This window comes from Marinomonas epiphytica (assembly GCF_054780655.1).
This window is the reverse complement of sequence record NZ_BAAGVX010000029.1, coordinates 94,988-114,589: the sequence shown is the minus strand read 5'-3', so window position 1 is coordinate 114,589 and position 19,602 is coordinate 94,988. Positions and strand designations below refer to the sequence as shown.

17 protein-coding genes are annotated in these 19,602 nt (G+C 44.5%); 14 read left to right on the top strand and 3 right to left on the bottom strand.

Features of this window, described 5'->3' with window-relative positions; genetic code table 11:
* Positions 1-3: 3 nt before the first annotated feature.
* On the bottom strand, positions 4-1,029 hold the full coding sequence (dusA, locus tag ACYVGZ_RS08700; RefSeq protein ID WP_460754046.1) for a tRNA dihydrouridine(20/20a) synthase DusA: 1,026 nt from the start codon (positions 1,027-1,029) through the stop codon (positions 4-6).
* Positions 1,030-1,407: 378 nt separating this feature from the next.
* Here dusA and ACYVGZ_RS08695 point away from each other — a divergent pair, with 378 nt between their 5' ends.
* From ACYVGZ_RS08695 to ACYVGZ_RS08675, 5 genes are all read left to right on the top strand, one after another.
* Entirely contained in the window at positions 1,408-2,427 is a 1,020-nt protein-coding gene (locus ACYVGZ_RS08695) for an ABC transporter substrate-binding protein (protein WP_460754043.1), read from the top strand.
* A 9-nt stretch (positions 2,428-2,436) separates the two neighbouring features.
* Positions 2,437-3,219: an ABC transporter permease gene (locus ACYVGZ_RS08690; RefSeq protein WP_460754041.1), complete on the top strand. Its 783-nt coding sequence runs from the start codon at positions 2,437-2,439 to the stop codon at positions 3,217-3,219.
* Positions 3,204-3,935: an ABC transporter ATP-binding protein gene (locus ACYVGZ_RS08685; protein WP_460754038.1), complete on the top strand. Its 732-nt coding sequence runs from the start codon at positions 3,204-3,206 to the stop codon at positions 3,933-3,935. The genes ACYVGZ_RS08690 and ACYVGZ_RS08685 overlap by 16 nt, the downstream gene beginning before the upstream one ends.
* 18 nt (positions 3,936-3,953) lie before the next feature.
* A complete protein-coding gene (locus ACYVGZ_RS08680; protein WP_460754036.1) occupies positions 3,954-4,256 on the top strand; it encodes a DsrE family protein in 303 nt (100 codons plus the stop codon).
* 178 nt (positions 4,257-4,434) lie between these two features.
* The gene (locus ACYVGZ_RS08675) at positions 4,435-5,943 is read left to right on the top strand and encodes a sensor domain-containing diguanylate cyclase (RefSeq protein WP_460754033.1); all 1,509 of its coding nucleotides are present in this window, start codon (positions 4,435-4,437) and stop codon (positions 5,941-5,943) included.
* 64 nt (positions 5,944-6,007) lie between these two features.
* Here the strand turns inward: ACYVGZ_RS08675 and ACYVGZ_RS08670 are convergent, their stop codons facing one another.
* A complete protein-coding gene (locus ACYVGZ_RS08670; protein WP_460754030.1) occupies positions 6,008-7,108 on the bottom strand; it encodes an ABC transporter ATP-binding protein in 1,101 nt (366 codons plus the stop codon).
* 17 nt (positions 7,109-7,125) lie between these two features.
* Complete coding sequence (locus ACYVGZ_RS08665) at positions 7,126-7,905, bottom strand: IclR family transcriptional regulator (RefSeq protein ID WP_460754027.1); 780 nt, start codon at positions 7,903-7,905, stop codon at positions 7,126-7,128.
* Positions 7,906-8,080: 175 nt separating this feature from the next.
* Here ACYVGZ_RS08665 and ACYVGZ_RS08660 point away from each other — a divergent pair, with 175 nt between their 5' ends.
* From ACYVGZ_RS08660 to ACYVGZ_RS08620, 9 genes are all read left to right on the top strand, one after another.
* On the top strand, positions 8,081-8,956 hold the full coding sequence (locus ACYVGZ_RS08660; RefSeq protein WP_460754024.1) for a carbohydrate ABC transporter permease: 876 nt from the start codon (positions 8,081-8,083) through the stop codon (positions 8,954-8,956).
* A gap of 104 nt (positions 8,957-9,060) precedes the next feature.
* Positions 9,061-9,807 carry a carbohydrate ABC transporter permease gene (locus ACYVGZ_RS08655; RefSeq protein WP_460754022.1) on the top strand — a complete coding sequence of 249 codons (747 nt, stop codon included), beginning with the start codon at positions 9,061-9,063 and terminating at the stop codon, positions 9,805-9,807.
* A gap of 4 nt (positions 9,808-9,811) precedes the next feature.
* Positions 9,812-11,938: an alpha-galactosidase gene (locus ACYVGZ_RS08650; protein WP_460754019.1), complete on the top strand. Its 2,127-nt coding sequence runs from the start codon at positions 9,812-9,814 to the stop codon at positions 11,936-11,938.
* Positions 11,939-11,980: 42 nt separating this feature from the next.
* Positions 11,981-13,714 (top strand): IlvD/Edd family dehydratase, encoded by a 1,734-nt coding sequence (locus ACYVGZ_RS08645; RefSeq protein ID WP_460754017.1) that lies wholly within the window; start codon positions 11,981-11,983, stop codon positions 13,712-13,714.
* A gap of 9 nt (positions 13,715-13,723) precedes the next feature.
* Positions 13,724-14,482 (top strand): SDR family NAD(P)-dependent oxidoreductase, encoded by a 759-nt coding sequence (locus tag ACYVGZ_RS08640; protein WP_460754015.1) that lies wholly within the window; start codon positions 13,724-13,726, stop codon positions 14,480-14,482.
* Positions 14,482-15,447: a 2-dehydro-3-deoxygalactonokinase gene (locus tag ACYVGZ_RS08635; protein ID WP_460754012.1), complete on the top strand. Its 966-nt coding sequence runs from the start codon at positions 14,482-14,484 to the stop codon at positions 15,445-15,447. Before ACYVGZ_RS08640 ends, ACYVGZ_RS08635 begins: the two co-directional genes overlap by 1 nt.
* A complete protein-coding gene (locus ACYVGZ_RS08630; protein WP_460754010.1) occupies positions 15,425-16,102 on the top strand; it encodes a 2-dehydro-3-deoxy-6-phosphogalactonate aldolase in 678 nt (225 codons plus the stop codon). Before ACYVGZ_RS08635 ends, ACYVGZ_RS08630 begins: the two co-directional genes overlap by 23 nt.
* Positions 16,103-16,145: 43 nt before the next feature.
* Complete coding sequence (locus tag ACYVGZ_RS08625; protein WP_460754007.1) at positions 16,146-18,119, top strand: beta-galactosidase; 1,974 nt, start codon at positions 16,146-16,148, stop codon at positions 18,117-18,119.
* Positions 18,120-18,228: 109 nt separating this feature from the next.
* Positions 18,229-19,452, top strand: coding sequence for an ABC transporter substrate-binding protein (locus tag ACYVGZ_RS08620; protein WP_460754004.1), 1,224 nt, complete (start codon positions 18,229-18,231; stop codon positions 19,450-19,452).
* The last annotated feature ends 150 nt before the right edge of the window (positions 19,453-19,602 follow it).

Genomic DNA, 19,602 nt, shown 5'->3' with positions numbered 1-19,602 from the left:
GCTCTATCCTTTATTTTGATGATGTTTGACCAATTCAATGGCCTCTAATAGTACATTCGCTTTTGCGTCAGCTTGATGACCATTTTCTGATAAATAGCGGCGGAATTGTTTGCCACCCATTTGACCTTGGAAAATGCCCAAAATATGGCGTGTCATGTGCATTAAACGCGCGCCTTGTGCTAACTGCTTCTCGACATAAGGCATAAAAGTCTCTAATGCCTCAAAACGGTCTTTAACGATTGGTTGGCTATTAAACAGGGCTTCGTCCACTTGGCTTAGTAACCAAGGGTTATGGTAGGCCTCGCGACCAATCATAACGCCGTCTAATTGGGTTAGGTGCTCTTGGCACTCACTAATGGTTTTTATGCCACCATTAATAATAATTTCAAGTTCAGGGAAATCTTTTTTTAATTGATGTACATAATGGTACTTCAATGGCGGAATTTCACGATTCTCTTTTGGGCTTAGGCCCTGCAAAATGGCATTTCTGGCATGGACAATAAAGGTTCTAGTGCCAGTTGTCGCGATCTCACCGACAAAATCCCGTACTACGCTGTATTCTTCCTGATCGTCTAAACCGATACGGTGCTTAATAGTTATAGGCAAGCTGGTGGCGTCTTGCATGGCTTTCATGGCGTCTTTTACCTTGTCTGGGTGAGCCATTAAACAAGCACCAATCAGACTGTTTTGCACTCTATCGCTTGGGCAACCCGCGTTAAGGTTTACTTCGTCATACCCTTCTTGCTCGGCCATTTTAGCGCATTGTGCCAAAGCCTTGGCATCGGCTCCTCCTAACTGCAAGGCAATCGGATGTTCACACTCATCGTATTTCAGAAATCGGGCAGGGTGGTTGCCTTGTAACAATGCACCTGTGGTCACCATTTCTGTGTAAAGCAAGGTGTGCTTGCTCAAAGTTCTCGCAAAAACACGGTAATCGCTTGTCGTCCAATCCATCATGGGTGCAACAGAGAAGCGTCTATCTAACTCTTTGCGTGTTTCAGAAGGGCTTGCGCCTATTTCTTGTGGCATTTTATAAATCAACAATCTTGTATGTGGTTCGCTTACTGCACTTACATTGTGCTGCGAATGATGCCAGACATTATGTCATAAAATTACAAGATTTCTAAGCGCATTACCTTATGGTTTTTCACAAAAGTTAAATACTTGGTTAAGAATTTTGCAAAAACACGGAGTCTGTTGCGACATGCGGAATGGTTAGCGGCATTGGGAGATGAGTCGAGTGGTTTTGTACTGTTTAATCGCAGTTCTAGGGGGAGACAGATTGGCGTACACAAGTAAAAAGTGGAAAAAATACACATATTCTTAAAGATTCTAAGTAATCTATTTTATATTTCATTTTGTTTGTTTAAAATTTGTTAATCAAATTTTTATCTTTGGAGTGCTTTTATGCAGGTTTTCACAAAGTTGGTTGCTGTTTTTTTGTTGGGGATGGGTCAGTTTGCCTTGGCAGCGGATAAGTCCCTGGAATTAGGTTACATGCCCATAGTGCCTGTATCTCAAGCCTTTGTTGTTCTTGAAAATGGCACTTTAGAAAACGCTGGAGTAGAAGATCCGGATTTATTTAAGTTTCAAAATGGCCCAGCCATTGTACAAGCCTTGCTTGCTGGCCAGTTAGATGTGGCGTACTTAGGCATAGGTCCTGCTATGGTCGCTCGGGCTAAAGGTGCCGATATTAAGGTGGTGGCGTCCAACATCGTTGAGCAAATCAGTATGGTGACTTTGGCTAACCTATCGCCTTACTTTGAAGGTCAGGACCATGCGACAGCATTTGCCCGTTTTAAAGCGGATCATGGTCGTAAAGCGGTGATTTCTACTTTTCCACAAGGCTCAGTGCCAGAAACGGTTTTGCAGTATTGGTTGCGCAATCAGTTGGGCATGACAGGGGAAGAGATTCGTAACAATATCGATATTATTTACCAAGGTGCGGCTCAAGTGCAGCAGGCGCTGATGACAGAAGCGGTAGATGGCGCGGCTATTTTGGAACCAGTGGTTAGCATTATCAAAAACCGTAAGTCAGAAGCAAATGTGGTAGTGTCTGGATCTGAGATGTTTCCAAACCAACCGGGTGCCGTTTTAGTTGTGCGAGAATCCTTGATAAGCGAGCAACCTGAATTAGTTAGCACCTTAGTTAAAGCTCACATTGATGCAACTGAGTTGTTGCGTAATAGTCCTGAGTCGGTGGCCAAGCCAGTTGGAAAATACGTGGGAGGTGGTCGTTTGCCTGCCCAAGTCGTGCTCGAGGCTCTTAAAAACTCTCATGATCAGTTTCAAGCAAATCCTAATGCGATCATTGAGGGAACTCGTGTAATGCGTGACTTTCAAGCCGCTCAAGGAACACTAAAAATCAATGTGAATTTGGAAGAGCTGTTTGATGTGAGTTTTTATAACTCAGTAACCCAGGAGTAATTGTTCATTATGGCTCAATCGACTCATCCCTTAACTCGTTCTACTTTAGGGCGAGCGATACTGGGGCTGCTTGGTGTCATTGCCTTTGTTATTTTATGGAAATATGCCCAATCTGCAGGTTGGGCTGCAACGGGAACAATTCCTGACCCTTTCGCTTTACCACAAGCCTTAATTGATGAATGGACATCTGAGCGGTTACTGCCAGCCATTATGTCGAGTCTTGTGCATTATGCTTGGGGGTTAGCAATCGGTACTTCGCTGGGGTTTCTAGTTGGTACACTCGCCGCATCATCTTCTCTGTTAGATGCGTTACATGCTTGGCTAGCACGGATTTTACGTCCTATTCCTCCGTTAGCTTGGGTCGTGTTCGCCATTGCTTGGTTTAAAGTGAGTCATGCTGGTGCGGCTTTCGTGATTGCCATAGGTGTGTTTTGGGTTAACTACTTTGCTACCTTTTCTGCGGTTCGTAATGTGGACGAGCGTTTCTATGAGCTTGCACGTGCATTTGGTCAAAACGGCTTCTTACGCCAAACTCTCCAAGTGACTTTGCCAGGCGCAGCAACGGGTATTTTTTCTGGTATTCGTACTGGTATTGGACAGGCGTGGATGACTTTAATAGCCGCAGAACTATTAGGCGTACCAGGAATGGGGCAAGAAATGAATGCTGCCGCAGGTGTGGGGGCTTATGAAGTTGTAGTGGTATATATGCTAATTATTTCATTGGTTTATACACTCAGTGACACCCTGTTTGGATTAATCGAGAAACGAGTACTAGCATGGCGCCCATCTTAAATATTGAAAATTTAACCTATTTTTACGGCGATAACCCAGAGCCTATTTTCGCCAACTTGGGGTTACGCATGGAAGACGGCGAATTCATCGCAGTAGTGGGTGGTTCTGGTGTGGGTAAGTCGACCTTGTTGCGTTGTGTGGCAGGCCTTGCTAGCGCAAAACACGGTACCATTACTTTAAGTAAAGAAGACGACGATACACGCCGAACCCGCAGCGTGGTCTTTCAGGATGGCCGCTTGATGCCTTGGCGTCGTTTGCGTAGCAATATCGCATATGGCCTAAAGGGCTTAAAGCTGAGTGCAGAACAAAAGCGCGAACGTGTTGATGAAGTGCTAAAACTTGCTCGTTTAGAGGCGTTAGCGGATCGTTGGCCTCACCAGCTCTCTGGTGGCCAAGTTCAGCGAGGGGGTATTGCCCGGGCGTTGGCAGTTCATCCACAGTTACTGTTGATGGATGAGCCTTTTAGTGCAGTTGATGCTATTACTCGTCATCACTTGCAGGACCAGTTGCTCGCTATATGGGAGAAAATGAAGAAAGCTGTGCTCTTCATTACCCATGACATTGAAGAAGCAGTCTACCTTGCTGATCGAGTTATTGTATTGGCTGGCTCTCCTGCCAATATAGTGCTGGATCGTGCCATTGGGCTGGATCGACCAAGGTCTCGCGGTTCCGATAACTTACAGAAAGTAGCCCAAGAAATAGCCCAAGCACTTTAGTTTTTAAAGAGAGGTAACATGGCAGTGACACAACTACTTATTCATGCCCCGACCCTTGAGGCTCTTAAGCGAGCACAAAATAACACGCGTAACCTGTTAAAACTGGAGCCCGATGCCCAGATTGAAGTTGTCGTGAACGGCCCTGCGGCGGCATTGGCTGTGACTCTTAGTGATGAAGATATTGTTTCTCGTTTAGTGCTTTGTCGTAATAGTCTGCAAGGTCAGCAGCTCACGGCGCAAGAGGGGGTTCAACAAGTTGCGGCTGCCGTGCAATATATAGCCCAACAGCAAGCTCAAGGTTGGGCTTATATGCGAGCTTAACCTCGCATCTTCCTTTATTTGGGTAAACAAAAGATTAAAAAATGTTGAAGATATGGCCCTACAAAGCAATATGTTATGACTTACAGGAATTTGAAGCCTATAATAAGTAAACCATTTCATAAGTCGATGAAAGTAGGGGAGTATTTTGAGATATTTTTTGTCTATCAGGTTTTTGATAGTGTCTCTCGCTGTTACTGCTGTTTTATTAACGGTAGGTAACGGCTTCTATTCTACTTATCGTTTACAAAAAGAACTTCTGATTAATACTGCACTTGAGTCTAACCGAGTGTACGCCGAGAAATTAGCCATTATCACCGGAGAGTACTTTGCCGGTTTAAGAGAGTCACTGGCTATTGGAGCTGAATTGGTTCAGCCTTTTATTGGAGGCGATACCTTACAGTCAGAATTAGACGGTTTAAAAAGCCTGACCAAGGGCTTTAATTCTTTATCTATTATTACTAAAACTGGGGTCATCTCTTCTATATCTCCTGAGTCTGTTGGGCTGCAAGGAAGCCGTATTGATTCTAGTTACGAATTCTTATTCTCTAGCGGTCAAGAAAAAGTATTTGGACCTGTAATTGGTCCGTCTGGTTTGAAGCTAGTGATGATGTCTCAGCCTATTTTTGATGAGAATGGCGAGCATTTAGCTAACCTTGTGGGCACCATTTATTTACACAAGAGTGATTTTCTTAAGGCTTTATTGTCTGATCACAGTTTTATTGATGGTTCTTATGTTTACGTGGTTTCGCCTCTTAGAGAGTTGATTTTTCATCCTCAACCTAAACGTATTGGTGAAGTCGTAACGGTAAATGAAGTAATTGATCGTGCGATTGCAGGTCAGCATGGAGCTCGGGAAGTGGTGAACTCCAGAGGAGTGGCCATGGTAACGGGTTATGCCTTTGTGAAAAGCTTAGGCTGGGGCGTGGTTGCACAAAGCCCTAGAGAAGCGGTACTGAAGAAACTTGATCGGCAATTGTGGACAGTGGTAGATGGTATTATTCCGATTCAAATCCTTATTTTGTTTGCTGTTGTAATTTGTTCATACTTTATTGCATTACCCCTTCGTCAATTAGCAGACAGTACCAACTTTTATAATAAGAACATTAATATTAGGGCTTGGTTCTATGAGGCCTTTTTAATTAAAAAAGCCTTTCAAAAAGAAATTGACATATTAAGCGAGAGAGTTGTTCTCTTAGATGAGGATAGAAAAACCGACCCTCTTACTCATTTAAAAAATCGACGTGGTATGGATGAGCTGGTCAATGCTTTGATTCAAAAACAGACGCCATTTTGTATTTTGTTCTTTGATGTGGACCACTTTAAGAAAATTAACGACCAATTTGGCCATGATGTTGGTGATGATGTTTTGATTGAAATTGCGAATGTAGTGAGTGAAAAATTAGGTGTTGATGGAGAAATTATTCGTTCTGGTGGTGAAGAGTTTACCGTCGTGTTAGCGAATAAGACGACTCGTTTCGCCATGCTAATTGCAGAGGACATTCGTTTGTTGGTAGCAAGCTGGAAGTTTAAAGGGGTGAATCGCCCTGTGACTATTTCAATTGGTATTTCGAATTGGCATAAACATTTACACCTAAGTGATGCGTTTAAGCTAGCGGATATCGCTATGTACGAATCTAAGCGTAACGGCAGAAATCAAGTTACCAGCCACTTTAATGAGTTTAAGTAAATAAAAAAGCGCGCTTGGCTTTGTGCTCAAACGCGCTTTTAAGTGAAGCCTTTAGATGATCAACCTAGTTTGGTACAGGTCGGTTGAGTAGGGCTTCACCCTTAGTGTTGAAAAGATAGCAATCTTCTTTGCTAATGCCTATTTTAATGCTTTCACCGTGGCGAGCGACATTTTCACCACTTACTTGAATAGTGAGTTTCTCTTTGTTGTACTGGCCGTAAAGGTAAGTCAAACCACCTAGGTGCTCTGCAACATCAATATTCACGCTTAAGCTAATATCAGCGGACTCAAGGTTCTCTTTAACGTGTTCAGGGCGTAAACCGATTCGCACTGTATCATTAGTAGTAACTTTAGAGGTGTCTACTTGCAGTTGCATGGTTTGCTCAGCAAACACTACGTCTGCAAGGCCGCTAGCATCGATTGATTGAACTTTGCCTTCAAAGAAGTTCATCTTAGGTGAACCAATAAATCCTGCAACGAACTCATTACAAGGGTTGTGGTAAAGCTCAAGAGGTGAACCAACTTGCTCCACGTTACCTGCTCTTAGCACCACAATTTTATCTGCCAGTGTCATTGCTTCAACCTGATCATGGGTTACATAGATCATGGAGGCTTTTAGTTGGTTGTGCAGTTGAGCGATCTGAATACGCATGTCTACCCTAAGCTCTGCATCAAGGTTAGACAGTGGCTCGTCAAACAAGAATACCTCAGGCTGTCTTACGATCGCGCGACCAATAGCGACACGTTGTCGTTGGCCTCCAGACAGTTGTTTAGGTTTACGATCAAGCAAATGAGTCAGTTGCAAGATATCGGCGGCTTTAGCGACCTCTTCTTTGATCTTTTGCGGGTCCCCACCTGTCATGCGTAAGCCAAAGCTCATATTTTCTTCTACCGTCATGTGAGGATAGAGAGCATAGGATTGGAACACCATAGCGACACCGCGTTCAGCAGGTGCAACGCTGTTCATATTGACACCGTTGATTTCTAATGTGCCGTCGGTAATTTCTTCAAGCCCAGCCACAAGTCTTAACAATGTGGATTTACCGCAACCGGAAGGTCCGACAAATACCACAAATTCGCCGTCTTCAATGTCTAGGTTTACGCCATGAATCGTCTCGATTTCGTTAAATCGTTTGATGACGTTTGTTAGTTTTATCGTCGCCATTGGATCATTCCTAATGATTAAGTTGAGGCAATTGCCCCCATTCGAGTGGATACTTTCTGGCAGGCGTCTATTACCAATTCCTGAAAGTGTTTAAAACGTGCTTCGTCAACACGGAATTTAGGTGCCGTTATGCTTAGTGCTGCAATCGGCTCATTTTTATGGTTGAGAATGACAGAAGCGGCACACTGAATGCCTTCTTCATGTTCTTCTAAATCTAACGAAAGTCGTTGTTGCTTAATTTTCTTTAATTCGTTTCGTAGGGTTTTCTCATTGGTGATAGTTGTTTCAGTATGTTTAATGAAAGACTGTTCACGGATTGCAAGGGTGAGTTCATCTTCATTTAGAAAAGCCATCATGGCTTTGCCCACTCCTGTACAATAGCCTGGCCCTTTTTTACCGACGGCCGAAAATAAACGGAGATTTTTGGTGCTTTCAAGTTTATCAATGTAAATAACATCACCACGATCAAGTACCGCTAAATGAATCGTTTCACCCGTTTCGTTCCAAAGGCGTTTCATTTGGTCAGCAGCAAGGTCGCGAACATCAATTTTGGCCCAAGATTGATGTGCAAGCTCTAATAACCCATAACCTGGGTGGTAGGTTTGGTTCTCTTCATCAAAACGAATTAATCTTTTATCTGTTAAAGATAAAAGAGTCCTATGTGCTGTCGCTTTAGGTAGCTCCGTTTTTTCTACTAGGTCGACAAAACGCATTGGGGTAGGCGCTAAGCACACTTCTTGCAACATGTTTAGTGCTTTGTCGAGAGAGCTACTGTTTTTTGGATCATTATTGGCCATGGTATGTCTCTATTTTTTGTTATATTTAGACACTTCGTTTGGTCTTACAAAAATCTTCTGATTTCAGTATTGCAAAAAATGGAACTTTATTCCATTATTTTATTTAGAGAGTGAATTGGTAAGCTAAATTTGCCATTTTTTTGAATGAAACAATAACAATAAGAGGTGTCATTGCATGCAAAAATTGCATAGCAGGCAACAACAGTGGATGCCCGTATTATTTTTAATGCCGGCTATCTTGTTATTTGCTGTATACGTTATTTTTCCCATTGTTCAGAGTATTTGGCTGAGCTTCTTCGAATGGGATGGTTTAGGTGAAAAGTCATTTATTGGCTTTGGCAATTATATCGAACTATTCGAAGACGATCAGTTTTGGACGGCCCTGAAAAACAACATTTATTGGATGGTGTTTTTTATGTTGGCACCTCCTATCGGGTTGGGTATCGCGTTATTCCTTAATCAGAAAGTGCTAGGAATACGTTTAGTGAAATCTATGTTCTTCTTCCCCTTCGTTATTTCGCAAGTCGTGGTTGGCTTAGTGTTTTCTTGGTTTTACGACCCGTCTTTTGGTTTGTTTAACAAAGCCATTGGAGTATTTGGTTTTGAACCTGTTGCCATTTTGTCGGATGAGGAATGGGTTACTTTCGGTATCATTGTGGCTGGTTTATGGCCGCAAATTGCTTATTGCATGATCTTGTATCTCACAGGCTTAAACAACCTTAGTCCTGACCAAATAGAAGCAGCTCGTCTGGACGGCGCTCATGGTTGGAAAATGCTTCGTCACGTAATTTTGCCGCAACTGAGACCTGCTACCTTTATTGCCGTAGTGGTGACGGTAATAGGTGCTTTACGAAGCTTTGATTTAGTGGCAACTATGACGGGGGGCGGACCATTCGGTAGCTCAAATGTATTGGCATACTTTATGTATGAGCAGTCGATCTTTAACTATCGTGCTGGTTATGGTGCTGCCATTGCTACGATACTGTTCTTGATCATGGATATTTATATTGCCTACTTCTTGTGGCGCATGCTGAAGAGTGAGAAAGCCTAATGTTTCCGATGCCAATAGAGAAAAAATCATTACCTTTTAATATATCGTACCGCGTCGCAATCTGGGTTGCGTTACTTCTTTGGTTGCTTCCATTAGTGGCAGTTATGATGACCTCGGTGCGTTCCGTTGCTGACATTAACGCAGGTAATTATTGGGGTATTCCAAGTGAGTGGATGCTGTTTGAAAACTACACCATGGTGTTCACTGAAACCCCCATGTTACGGTATTTACTGAACTCCATTTTGATTACAGTGCCCGCTGTTATGGGGGCAGTAGCCTTGTCTACTCTTGCAGGTTATGCCCTAGCGAAGTTCAAATTTCGCGGTAACATAGCTTTGTTTGCGACCTTTATTGCAGGTAATTTTGTACCCTTTCAAATCCTAATGATTCCGGTACGTGATTTAACCATTAATATGGGAATGTACGATACGGCAACGGGCTTGATCTTGTTCCATGTTGCTTTCCAGACAGGTTTTTGTACCTTGTTTATGCGCAACTTTATTGTCGGCTTGCCGGATGAGTTGATTGAAGCGGCTCGGGTAGAAGGAGTGAGCGAACTTAAGATATTCTGGTATGTGGTGCTTCCTTTGGTGCGACCTGCATTAGCCGCGCTCTCGGTGCTGATTTTCACCTTTATCTGGAACGATTACTTCTGGGCGTTAGTGTTGGTGCAGAGCGATGAAGTGCGACCAATAACAGCCGGTATTAGTGCCCTGAAAGGCCAATGGCTTGCTTCTTGGCAGTTGATTGCTGCAGGCTCAATTGTCGCGGCTTTGCCTCCTGTTATTTTGTTCTTCGCTATGCAGAAACACTTTATTGCAGGTTTGACTCTAGGCGCAACAAAAGGCTAAAAACATGACCCAGAACACGTCAGTGGTTTTTTATCGACAAGATAAAAACTTGAAAACTTTACTGCTGGCGTGCTCTGGAAACTGTGCGCCGCAGCTGATTTATTACGGCGATTCCCTACCTCTTGATACTGACCTGTCTTGCTTATACGAGTCATTGGCTCTCCCTATTCCTCAAGCCATGCTGGACAAACCAGCACCTTTATCTTTATTGCCTGAGGCTGGTCGTGGCTGGATGCAGGCTCCAGCCGTGGAAGCAAGCTCAGATGAACGTCCCGTTTGGGGGCTGAGTTTTGAGCTCGTTAAGGGTGAGGAAACGGATACTGGTTTTGAATTTTCATTGACTGACTTGGTGGCCGAGGTAGAAGTCAAACTTCATATTGGTTTACGTGACTCGGGTGTTCTTTCGCAGCAAATCCATGTGAAAAATCTCGCGAACACAAAGGTTATGGTGCAGCGCTTAGCCTGTACTATGCCGTTTACCGATCACTGTACTCAATTAATGAGCTTTTATGGTCGGTGGTGCCAAGAGTTTCAACAACAGCGTTGTGACTGGCAATCGACCTGGTTGCAAGAAAATCGCAATGGACGTAACTCTCATGCTAATTTCCCAAGCGTTATTGTCGGCCAACAAGGGTTCACCGAGTCAATGGGAGAGGTGTTTGGCGCTCATTTAGCTTGGAGTGGTAATCATCGCCTGAAAGCCGATTACACCATTGAAGGTTATCGTTATTTGCAAGCTGAAGCCCTGTACCTACCTGGTGAAATCCAGTTAGAGCCTGATCAAATTCTTGTTTCTCCTGAGTTATTAGTCAGTCATAGCTCAGCTGGACTTAACCTAATGAGCCAAGGTTTTCATGCAGAAGCCAGAGCACGACTGCAGATCAATAAACCGCGTCCAGTTCACTTAAATACCTGGGAAGCCTTCTATTTTGATCATGACCTTGATGAGCTAAAAAAACTGGCTCAAGCAGGCCATGAAGTTGGGGTTGAACGTTACATTCTAGATGACGGCTGGTTTAAGGGACGTAATGACGATACTCGAGCCTTAGGGGATTGGTATGTAGACTCAAAGAAGTACCCAGATGGTTTGATGCCCCTTATTGATTATGTGAAATCCCTCGGCATGGAATTTGGCTTGTGGTTTGAACCTGAAATGCTCAACCCAGATTCTGATTTATATCGTCGACATCCAGAATGGGCGCTGCAATTAAAGGATTATGATTCTGTCTTAGCCCGTCATCAATTGGTTTTAAACCTAGCCCATGAGGGCGCTTATCAATATATCAAAGAGCGTTTGTTCACCTTGTTCTCCGATTATCCCATTGATTATGTTAAATGGGACATGAACCGAGATTATGTGTTGCCGAGTGGTCAGATAGCCCCACAAGCCCATGCCCAAGTGCTTGCCTTGTATCGGCTGCTGGGTGAAATTAATCATGCCTTTCCTAAAATGGAAATTGAAAGTTGCTCATCGGGCGGTGCAAGAGTGGACTTTGGTATTTTAAATTACACCAAACGCTTTTGGACCTCAGACTGTAACGATGCGTTAGAGCGACAAACAATACAGCAGGGTTTTAGCTATTTCTTTCCACCCGAAGTGATGGGGGCTCATATTGGCCCAGTCAAAAGCCACACGACCAGCCGTGTTCACGGGGATGAATTTCGCGCAGGTACTGCCATGTTGGGGCATTTGGGAATAGAGTGGAATTTATTAGAAGCCGATCGCGAGCAAAAGGCTCTGATTAAACGTTGGTTAGGGCACTACAAGACCTACCGTTGTATCCTACATAATGGGCTTAACTGGCAGATTAACAGTGCAGATGGCTGTGCACGAGCCCAGTGGGCGGTGAGTGCCGAGATGAATGAAGGGGTCTTGGTATACAGTCAGCAAACTATGCCAAGGCAAGCTCAACCGCTCAAAGTTCGTTTACAAGGACTTGATGAAAATACAAATTACCAGGTTCATTTGGTGGATCACAGCATTTTGCCAGGGCATTTAATGAAATCCTTACCGGCTTGGTGGCATAAACCACGTATTCTTAATGGAGCGAGTTTACAAAAGATCGGTTTAGTCATGCCGATTATGGACCCTGAATCTTTAATATTGCTGTCTATTAAAGCTGTACCTTAGAGCATCATATTCAAGCAAGGCGTTTCATCATAAGGACAGAACATGAGTCAAAATAATAAAGATAAGAAGAGCTTACGCAGTCAGCAATGGTATGGAAAACTGGATAAAGATGGTTTTATTCACCGTAGCTGGATGAAAAACCAAGGGCTACCGGACCACAGTTTCGACGGACGACCAGTCATTGGTATTTGTAACTCCTGGAGTGAGTTAACCCCTTGTAATGCACATTTGCGTGAACTGGCTGAATACGTAAAACGTGGCGTTTGGGAAGCCGGAGGCGTCCCTCTTGAGTTTCCGGTTATGTCCCTTGGTGAAACGCAAATGAAGCCGACTGCGATGTTATTTCGTAATCTCATGAGCATGGATGTCGAGGAATCTATTCGTGCTTATGGTATGGACGGAGTGGTGCTGCTTGGTGGTTGCGACAAGACGACACCAGCCCAACTAATGGGAGCTTGCTCAGTAGATTTACCGGCCATTGTGGTGTCTTCTGGCCCCATGCTAAATGGCAAGTACCGAGGCCAAGACATTGGTTCAGGTACGGATGTCTGGAAGTTCAGTGAATCGGTTCGAGGTGGTAGCATGAGCTTGGACGACTTTATGAAGGCTGAATCATCTATGTCTCGCTCCCGTGGTACTTGTATGACTATGGGAACAGCGTCAACCATGTCATGTCTTGTGGAAGCAATGGGCATGTCGCTACCGGAAAACGGCACTTTGCCAGCAGTCGATGCGCGCCGTCAAGCTCTTGCTCATTTAACCGGAGGGCGCATTGTTTCAATGGTTAAAGAAGATCTCAAGCCAAGTGATATTCTCACCAAACATGCCTTTGAGAATGCCATTCGTGCTAATGCCGCTATTGGTGGCTCCACCAATGCTGTTGTGCATTTGTTGGCCATCGCAGGCCGTGTTGGAGTGGATCTTACCTTAGACGATTGGGATCGTATTGGTGCCCAAGTGCCTTGCTTAGTCGATTTAATGCCATCGGGTAAATTTCTAATGGAAGATTTTCATTATGCTGGTGGTTTTCCAGCTCTTATGAAGCGCCTAGAACATGTATTTGACCTGTCAGCACAAACGGTTTGTGGTGCGAGTCTTTCGGAATTGACTGAACATGCAGAGTGCTTTAATGATGAAGTAATTCGTACTCTAGATAATCCGTTAAGAGAAAAGGGCGGAATTGCTTTATTAAGAGGGAATCTGGCCCCTAGTGGCGCAATCATCAAGCCCAGTGCCGCCAGTCATGAATTGTTGAAACATACCGGTAAAGCGGTAGTTTTTGAAAGCATTGAAGATTATAAAGCGCGCATTGACTCTGCTGACCTTAAAGTCGATAAAGACAGTATTCTCGTGTTAAAAGGGTGCGGTCCAAAGGGCTATCCAGGAATGCCAGAAGTAGGCAACATGGCACTGCCTAAAAAGCTGCTTGAACAAGGTGTCACGGATATGGTGCGAATTAGCGATGCACGTATGAGTGGCACTGCGTTTGGTACGGTGGTATTGCATGTTGCACCTGAGTCGACAGTTGGTGGCCCTCTGGCATTGGTAGAAAATGATGATGAAATTCACTTGGATGTAGACGCTCGCGTTTTACAGCTTAATATTAGCGATGAAGAACTGGCTCAACGTCAGCAGGCATGGCAAGCGGAAGAAAGTGAATATCACAGAGGATACGCCAAACTCTATATAGACCATGTGATGCAGGCTGATCAAGGAGCCGATATGGACTTTTTGGTGGGAAAAAGTGGCTCGCAAGTTAACCGAGAATCTCACTAGGGGGGCAGTATGGATATAACACGTTACCCCTCACTAACCGGTAAGCATGCCATAGTGACAGGGGGGGCAAGTGGCATTGGCGAATATGTTGTACGAGCTCTTTGTGAGCAAGGCTGTAAGGTCAGTTTCTTTGATTTAGATGGACAGCTTGGGCAAGCTTTACAGGACGATTTAAGAGCCCAAGATCACCATGCGAATTTCACTCAACTCGATATAACCGATATTCAAGCTTTGAGCCTAGCCATTCAAAGCCGTTTAGCGGCTTGGGGTAACGTGAGTGTCTTAGTGAATAATGCCGCTAACGATCAGCGTCATACTTTACAAAGTATGACCAGCGACAACTTTGATCAATGTATGGCGGTAAATCTAAAGCATCATTTTTTTGCGGCACAACAAGTCGCCCCGGGAATGTCCGAAAGCGGTGGCAGCATTATTAACATGAGTTCAAATGCTTACATGTTAGGGCTCACTGGGTACCCTGGTTATGTTACGGCAAAAGCCGCCATTACTGGCTTAACTAAAGGTCTAGCAAGGGAGTTAGGGGCACAGAAGATTCGTGTGAACGCCGTGCTACCAGGCTGGGTGTCGACTCAAAAACAACAACGCTTGTGGATGACCGAAGAAGCTAAAGCTGAATTGCTTGATCAACAATCTCTGAAAAGCCTTATTACTCCTCAAGATGTCGCAGATTCAGTGCTCTTCTTAGCGTCAGATAGCAGCCGCATGATTACTGGTCAAAACTTGGTGGTAGACGGAGGGCGGGTCTAATGGTCATGGCTTCCCAAACACCAAATAATTTACAGCATGGCCTGATCTGTGTTGATTGGGGAAGCAGTAATTTTCGAGCGTTTTTATTGGACTGTCAGGGAAAGGTGCTCGAAAGCAAAGAGTCCACTTTAGGGGTGTTAAGTATTCAGCCTGATCACTTTGAATTTGTGCTCACTCAAGAGTTAGCGGATTGGTTAGACTTGCCACGGCCCATTTTAATGTCTGGTATGATTGGCAGCCGCGATGGGTGGCAAGAAGTGCCTTATTTAAACTGTCCGATAGAATTAAGCCAGCTTTATGGTCACCTTTGCTGGCTGGATACTCAATTGTCGCAACCTGTTGCCATTGTACCTGGTATTCAGTGTAAGGGAGTTGGTGGCTTTCATGATGTCATGCGCGGTGAAGAAACGCAATTGCTGGGTGTGCTTAGTTATTTGTCAGACCAAGGGAGTCTTCCTTCTGAACTCTTATGTTGCTTGCCCGGTACACACTGTAAATGGGCGAGGCTTTCTAATGGGCAAATAAATACCTTTTCTACCACCACAACAGGGGAAATCTTTTCACTCCTAGATAACGAGTCGAGTTTAGTGAAAGGTCTACCTAAAAGCACAGAGTTAAATCAGTTAGCGTTTGTGAAGGGCCTACAGGCCAGCTCTGATGCAGGCGGTTTTTTACATCAGTTATTCAGTGCTCGCAGCCGCTTATTGTGCGGTGATTTAATGGAGCATGAGTCAAGAGATTATTTGTCAGGTTTAGTTATAGCCGAAGACATTCGGAGTATGTTAAGCCTACTTGATCAGCCTGATGGACCGATTGTATTGGTAGCAAATGATACATTAGTAGAGCGATACCGTTTGGCCTTTGAACACTTTGCTGTGGAACACTGCGTAGTATCTTCTGAACAGGCGAGTACTCTTGGCTTAGCGAAAGTTGCTGAGCAATATGTCTCAAAGTGTGAGAGGTAACATGGTGTCGGATTTACAACACTATTTTATGGGTTGTCCTCTGATTGCTATTTTGCGAGGTATTACCCCGCAGGAAGTGCTTGCTCATGGGCAAGCTCTATATGAGGCTGGCTTTCGCGTGATTGAGGTGCCATTAAACTCGCCAGAGCCGTTTGAGAGCATTCAGTTATTACAAGATCATTTTGCAGGTAAGGCCTTGATCGGAGCGGGAACCGTGTTGCAAAGTGAGCAAGTAAATCATTTGGCTGCAACAGGAGCGGGGTTAATGGTGTGTCCACATACGGATGAATTGCTTATTCGCCAAGCCAAAGCAGCTGGGTTGCTGGCCTTGCCTGGTTTTCTCTCGCCCACAGAAGCCTTTAAAGCATTGCAGGCCGGTGCGGATGGGTTAAAACTGTTTCCTGCAGAGGCGTTGCCATCTACAAGTGTTATCAAAGCATTACGAGCGGTATTGCCCAAAGACGTGCCATTATGTCCTGTCGGGGGCGTGAGTCCTTCTAATATGGCTGAGTATTTACAGCAAGGGGCAAGTGGGTTTGGATTGGGTTCTGCTTTATATCGTGCAGGGCAAGAGGTTCAGCAAACTCAAGTGCGAGCTGAAGCTTTTATCACGGAACTTGCCCGATACCGCCAAAGCGATCAAATACAAGATTAGTTTTAAGTGTGACGTTACTCTGCCACAGAGTTTGGAGAAAAATATGAAATTAGGTGTTTGTTACTATCCAGAGCATTGGGCTCGTTCCCGCTGGGCGGAGGACGCCCGCCAAATGAAAGAAATTGGTATTGAATTTGTGCGAGTGGGGGAGTTTAGCTGGAGCACCATTGAGCCTGAACCAGGTCAGCTTAATTGGCAATGGTTAGATGACGCACTTGCTGCTTTGCACAAAGAAGGGTTGAAGGTCATTTTAGGCACACCGACTGCGACACCGCCAAAGTGGTTGGTGGATCGTCACCCAGGTATGCTAGCTAAAGATGAATTAGGTCGCGAACGTGGCTTTGGTTCTCGTCGCCACTACACCTTTGCAAGTTTGGAGTATCGGGAAGAGTGTCGCCGAATTGTTGATATTATGGCGAAACGCTATGGTCAGCACCCAGCGGTGGTGGCATGGCAAACAGATAATGAATATGGCTGTCACGATACCATCCTAAGTTATGCCGAGGCTGACCTAGTTGCATTTCGCCTTTGGTTGGCTGAAAAATATGGCACGGTTGAGGCTCTGAACCAAGCATGGGGAAACATTTTCTGGAGCATGGATTACCGTACTTTTGATGAAGTGGAACTGCCAAATTTAACCGTGACAGAGGCAAACCCATCTCACCGACTGGATTTTCAACGCTGCTGCTCTGACCAAGTCGTGGCTTATAACAAGTTACAAGCGGATATTTTAAGGGAGCATTCTCAAGGGCGTGATCTGGTCCACAACTACATGGGCTTCTTTACGCATTTTGATCACCATAAAGTTGGTAAAGACTTAGACGTGGCAAGTTGGGACACTTACCCATTGGGTTTTCTTGACCAAGAAGCCATTTATAGCGACCAAGAAAAGCAAGATTACTTACGTGTTGGCCACCCTGATTTTGGGGCATTTCACCACGACTTATACCGAGGCTGTAGTAATGACCGTTTGTGGATCATGGAACAGCAACCTGGCCCGGTGAATTGGGCGCCTCATAATCCGACGCCGCAACAAGGAGCAGTACGTCTATGGACTTGGGAAGCCTTTTCCCACGGTGCAGAGGTGGTTTCCTATTTTCGCTGGCGACAAGCCCCTTTTGCTCAAGAGCAAATGCATGCAGGCTTATTACGACCTGATGCTCAGCTAGCTGAAGCTGCCATTGAAGCGGGTAAAGTGAATGAAGAAGTTAAGCAACTCGCCACACAACTTGGTGTGTCTGTTGATGAGCTAATGGCATTACCAAGTGCTGGAAAAGTGGCTGTGATGTTTGATTATGACGCTTGCTGGGCGTTAGACATTCAACCTCAGTCTCAAGCTTATCGTTACCTATTTTGGAGCTACCGAGTGTACGAAGCTTTACGTGAGCTTGGCTTGTCAGTTGATATCGTGTCTTCCAAAGCGGACCTTAATAAATATGCCATGCTGGTATTGCCTGCTCAAGTGCATATTGATGAGGACCTGCAAACTCGCTTAAGTGCGTTTGAAGGCGTTTTGCTTGCTGGCCCTCGAAGTGGTAGTAAAACACAGAGTTATCAGATACCTCATAATCTGGCTCCTGGTCCACTGGCTCAAATTCTGCCGCTCACCGTAGAAAGAGTAGATGCTTTGCCTGACCATACCCAACCTAGTGTCTTTGGTCAGTGGGGGAGCGGTAAGCTTAAACACTGGCATGAGCAAATTGCCACCCAGTTGCCAGTATTGCTACAAGACAGTGAAGCCAACCCTGTGCTAGTGGGTGAGGGCAAACGCTTTTATTTAGGCTCGTGTTTGGATACTAAGGTGTTAAAAGACTGCTTCGCAAGACTGGCCGAAAAAGCCGGCTTGGTCACCACCTACTTGCCTGAAGGAGTTCGCTTAAGAGAACGGGGTGATCTAATTTTTGTATTAAATTATTCAAAAAATAGTTATGTGTATCAACCTGTTAATGCAGATTTGCTCATAGGAGATAAAACTCTTAACACAGCAAGTGTTGCTATTTGGAAAAAGCGCAAATAAAGTAGAGGTCAATAAGTGAAACTCAGTTTCACTTATTGACAGCTCTGACCTTTTGCCTAATACTGAAACCCAGTTTCAATTTATAACAAGAAAAAGAGGACTTGCTCACATGAAAAAACTACAGTCATTATTAGCCGGAGCTATGGCGTGCGCAGCAGTAAGCGTTGCCAATGCAGGCACCCTAGTAATTAACTCAGATCAGGCTGACCCAGCACCGAAACAAGCCTTTGCTGAGATCATCGAAAAGTTTGAAGCAGAAAACCCAGACGTTACCGTAAAGTACAACCTATATGATAAAGAAGGTTACAAAACGGCGATTCGTAACTGGTTGGCAACAAGCCCACCAGATGTGGTGTTCTGGTACGCGGGTAACCGTATGAAAACTTTCGTAGACCGTGGTTTATTTGAAGACGTGTCCGATATTTGGCAACAGCAAGAACTTAAGCAAAGCATGCCAGCGGCAACACCTGCAATGACGATTGATGATAAGCAATGGGGTATCCCATATACCTATTATCAGTGGGGTGTTTACTACCGCAAAGATATCTTCGAAAATTTAGGTTTATCTGAGCCAAAAACATGGGATGAGTTCCTAGCGGTAAACAAAACCCTTAAGTCTAATGATATCGCGCCGATTGCCATTGGTACCAAGTACCTTTGGACAGCTGCCGGATGGTTTGATTACCTTAACATGAGAACCAATGGTCTAGATTTCCATATCGACCTAATGGATGGCAAAATCCCTTACACGGATGAGCGTGTACGAAAAACTTTTGAGCACTGGAAAGAGTTGGTTGAACCTGGTTACTTCCTAGAAAACCATGCGTCTTACTCATGGCAAGAAGCTCAACCATTCATGTACAACGGCGAAGCGGCTATGTACTTGATCGGTAACTTCATTACGCCTAACTTCCCAGCTGAACTTGACGGTAAAATGGGCTTCTTCCAATTCCCTCAGATTAACCCAGAAGTTGGAATGGCAGAAGATGCGCCAATGGATACCGTGCACATTCCTTCAAAAGCTAAAAACAAAGAAGACGCACGTAAGTTCTTGTCTTTCTTGTCACGTGCTGATAATCAGACTCTAGTGAATGCTGCGTTGTTGCAAATTCCACCTCATGCTGATGCAAAAGCGCCTGATAACTACTTCTTAAACAAAGGGGTGGAAATGTTAGGCAATGCTGCTGGAACGGCTCAATTCTACGACCGTGATACGGATCCAAGTATGGCTCAGGAAGGTATGAAAGGCTTCCAAGAGTTCATGGTGAAACCAGAGCGTTTAGACAGCATCTTGAAGCGTCTTGAGCGCGTTCGTAAGCGTACGTTTAAATAAACAATAACGTTTATTGTTAAGTTCTTCTAAAGCCAATGTTCATTATGAATGTTGGCTTTTTATTTGATCTCTCCATAAGTTCTGTAACCAAAATAACATTTCAATACATCTAGCTAGCCTCTGAGTGCCCTAGTATTTAACGAAAAGAAA

Bases quoted from the DNA above. Each gene is read 5' to 3' on its own strand.
- dusA (WP_460754046.1), bottom strand. From the start codon at position 1,029: ATGCCACAAGAAATAGGCGCAAGCCCTTCTGAAACACGCAAAGAGTTA.
- ACYVGZ_RS08695 (WP_460754043.1), top strand. From the start codon at position 1,408: ATGCAGGTTTTCACAAAGTTGGTTGCTGTTTTTTTGTTGGGGATGGGT.
- ACYVGZ_RS08690 (WP_460754041.1), top strand. From the start codon at position 2,437: ATGGCTCAATCGACTCATCCCTTAACTCGTTCTACTTTAGGGCGAGCG.
- ACYVGZ_RS08685 (WP_460754038.1), top strand. From the start codon at position 3,204: ATGGCGCCCATCTTAAATATTGAAAATTTAACCTATTTTTACGGCGAT.
- ACYVGZ_RS08680 (WP_460754036.1), top strand. From the start codon at position 3,954: ATGGCAGTGACACAACTACTTATTCATGCCCCGACCCTTGAGGCTCTT.
- ACYVGZ_RS08670 (WP_460754030.1), bottom strand. From the start codon at position 7,108: ATGGCGACGATAAAACTAACAAACGTCATCAAACGATTTAACGAAATC.
- ACYVGZ_RS08665 (WP_460754027.1), bottom strand. From the start codon at position 7,905: ATGGCCAATAATGATCCAAAAAACAGTAGCTCTCTCGACAAAGCACTA.
- ACYVGZ_RS08660 (WP_460754024.1), top strand. From the start codon at position 8,081: ATGCAAAAATTGCATAGCAGGCAACAACAGTGGATGCCCGTATTATTT.
- ACYVGZ_RS08655 (WP_460754022.1), top strand. From the start codon at position 9,061: ATGATGACCTCGGTGCGTTCCGTTGCTGACATTAACGCAGGTAATTAT.
- ACYVGZ_RS08650 (WP_460754019.1), top strand. From the start codon at position 9,812: ATGACCCAGAACACGTCAGTGGTTTTTTATCGACAAGATAAAAACTTG.
- ACYVGZ_RS08645 (WP_460754017.1), top strand. From the start codon at position 11,981: ATGAGTCAAAATAATAAAGATAAGAAGAGCTTACGCAGTCAGCAATGG.
- ACYVGZ_RS08640 (WP_460754015.1), top strand. From the start codon at position 13,724: ATGGATATAACACGTTACCCCTCACTAACCGGTAAGCATGCCATAGTG.
- ACYVGZ_RS08635 (WP_460754012.1), top strand. From the start codon at position 14,482: ATGGTCATGGCTTCCCAAACACCAAATAATTTACAGCATGGCCTGATC.
- ACYVGZ_RS08630 (WP_460754010.1), top strand. From the start codon at position 15,425: ATGTCTCAAAGTGTGAGAGGTAACATGGTGTCGGATTTACAACACTAT.
- ACYVGZ_RS08625 (WP_460754007.1), top strand. From the start codon at position 16,146: ATGAAATTAGGTGTTTGTTACTATCCAGAGCATTGGGCTCGTTCCCGC.
- ACYVGZ_RS08620 (WP_460754004.1), top strand. From the start codon at position 18,229: ATGAAAAAACTACAGTCATTATTAGCCGGAGCTATGGCGTGCGCAGCA.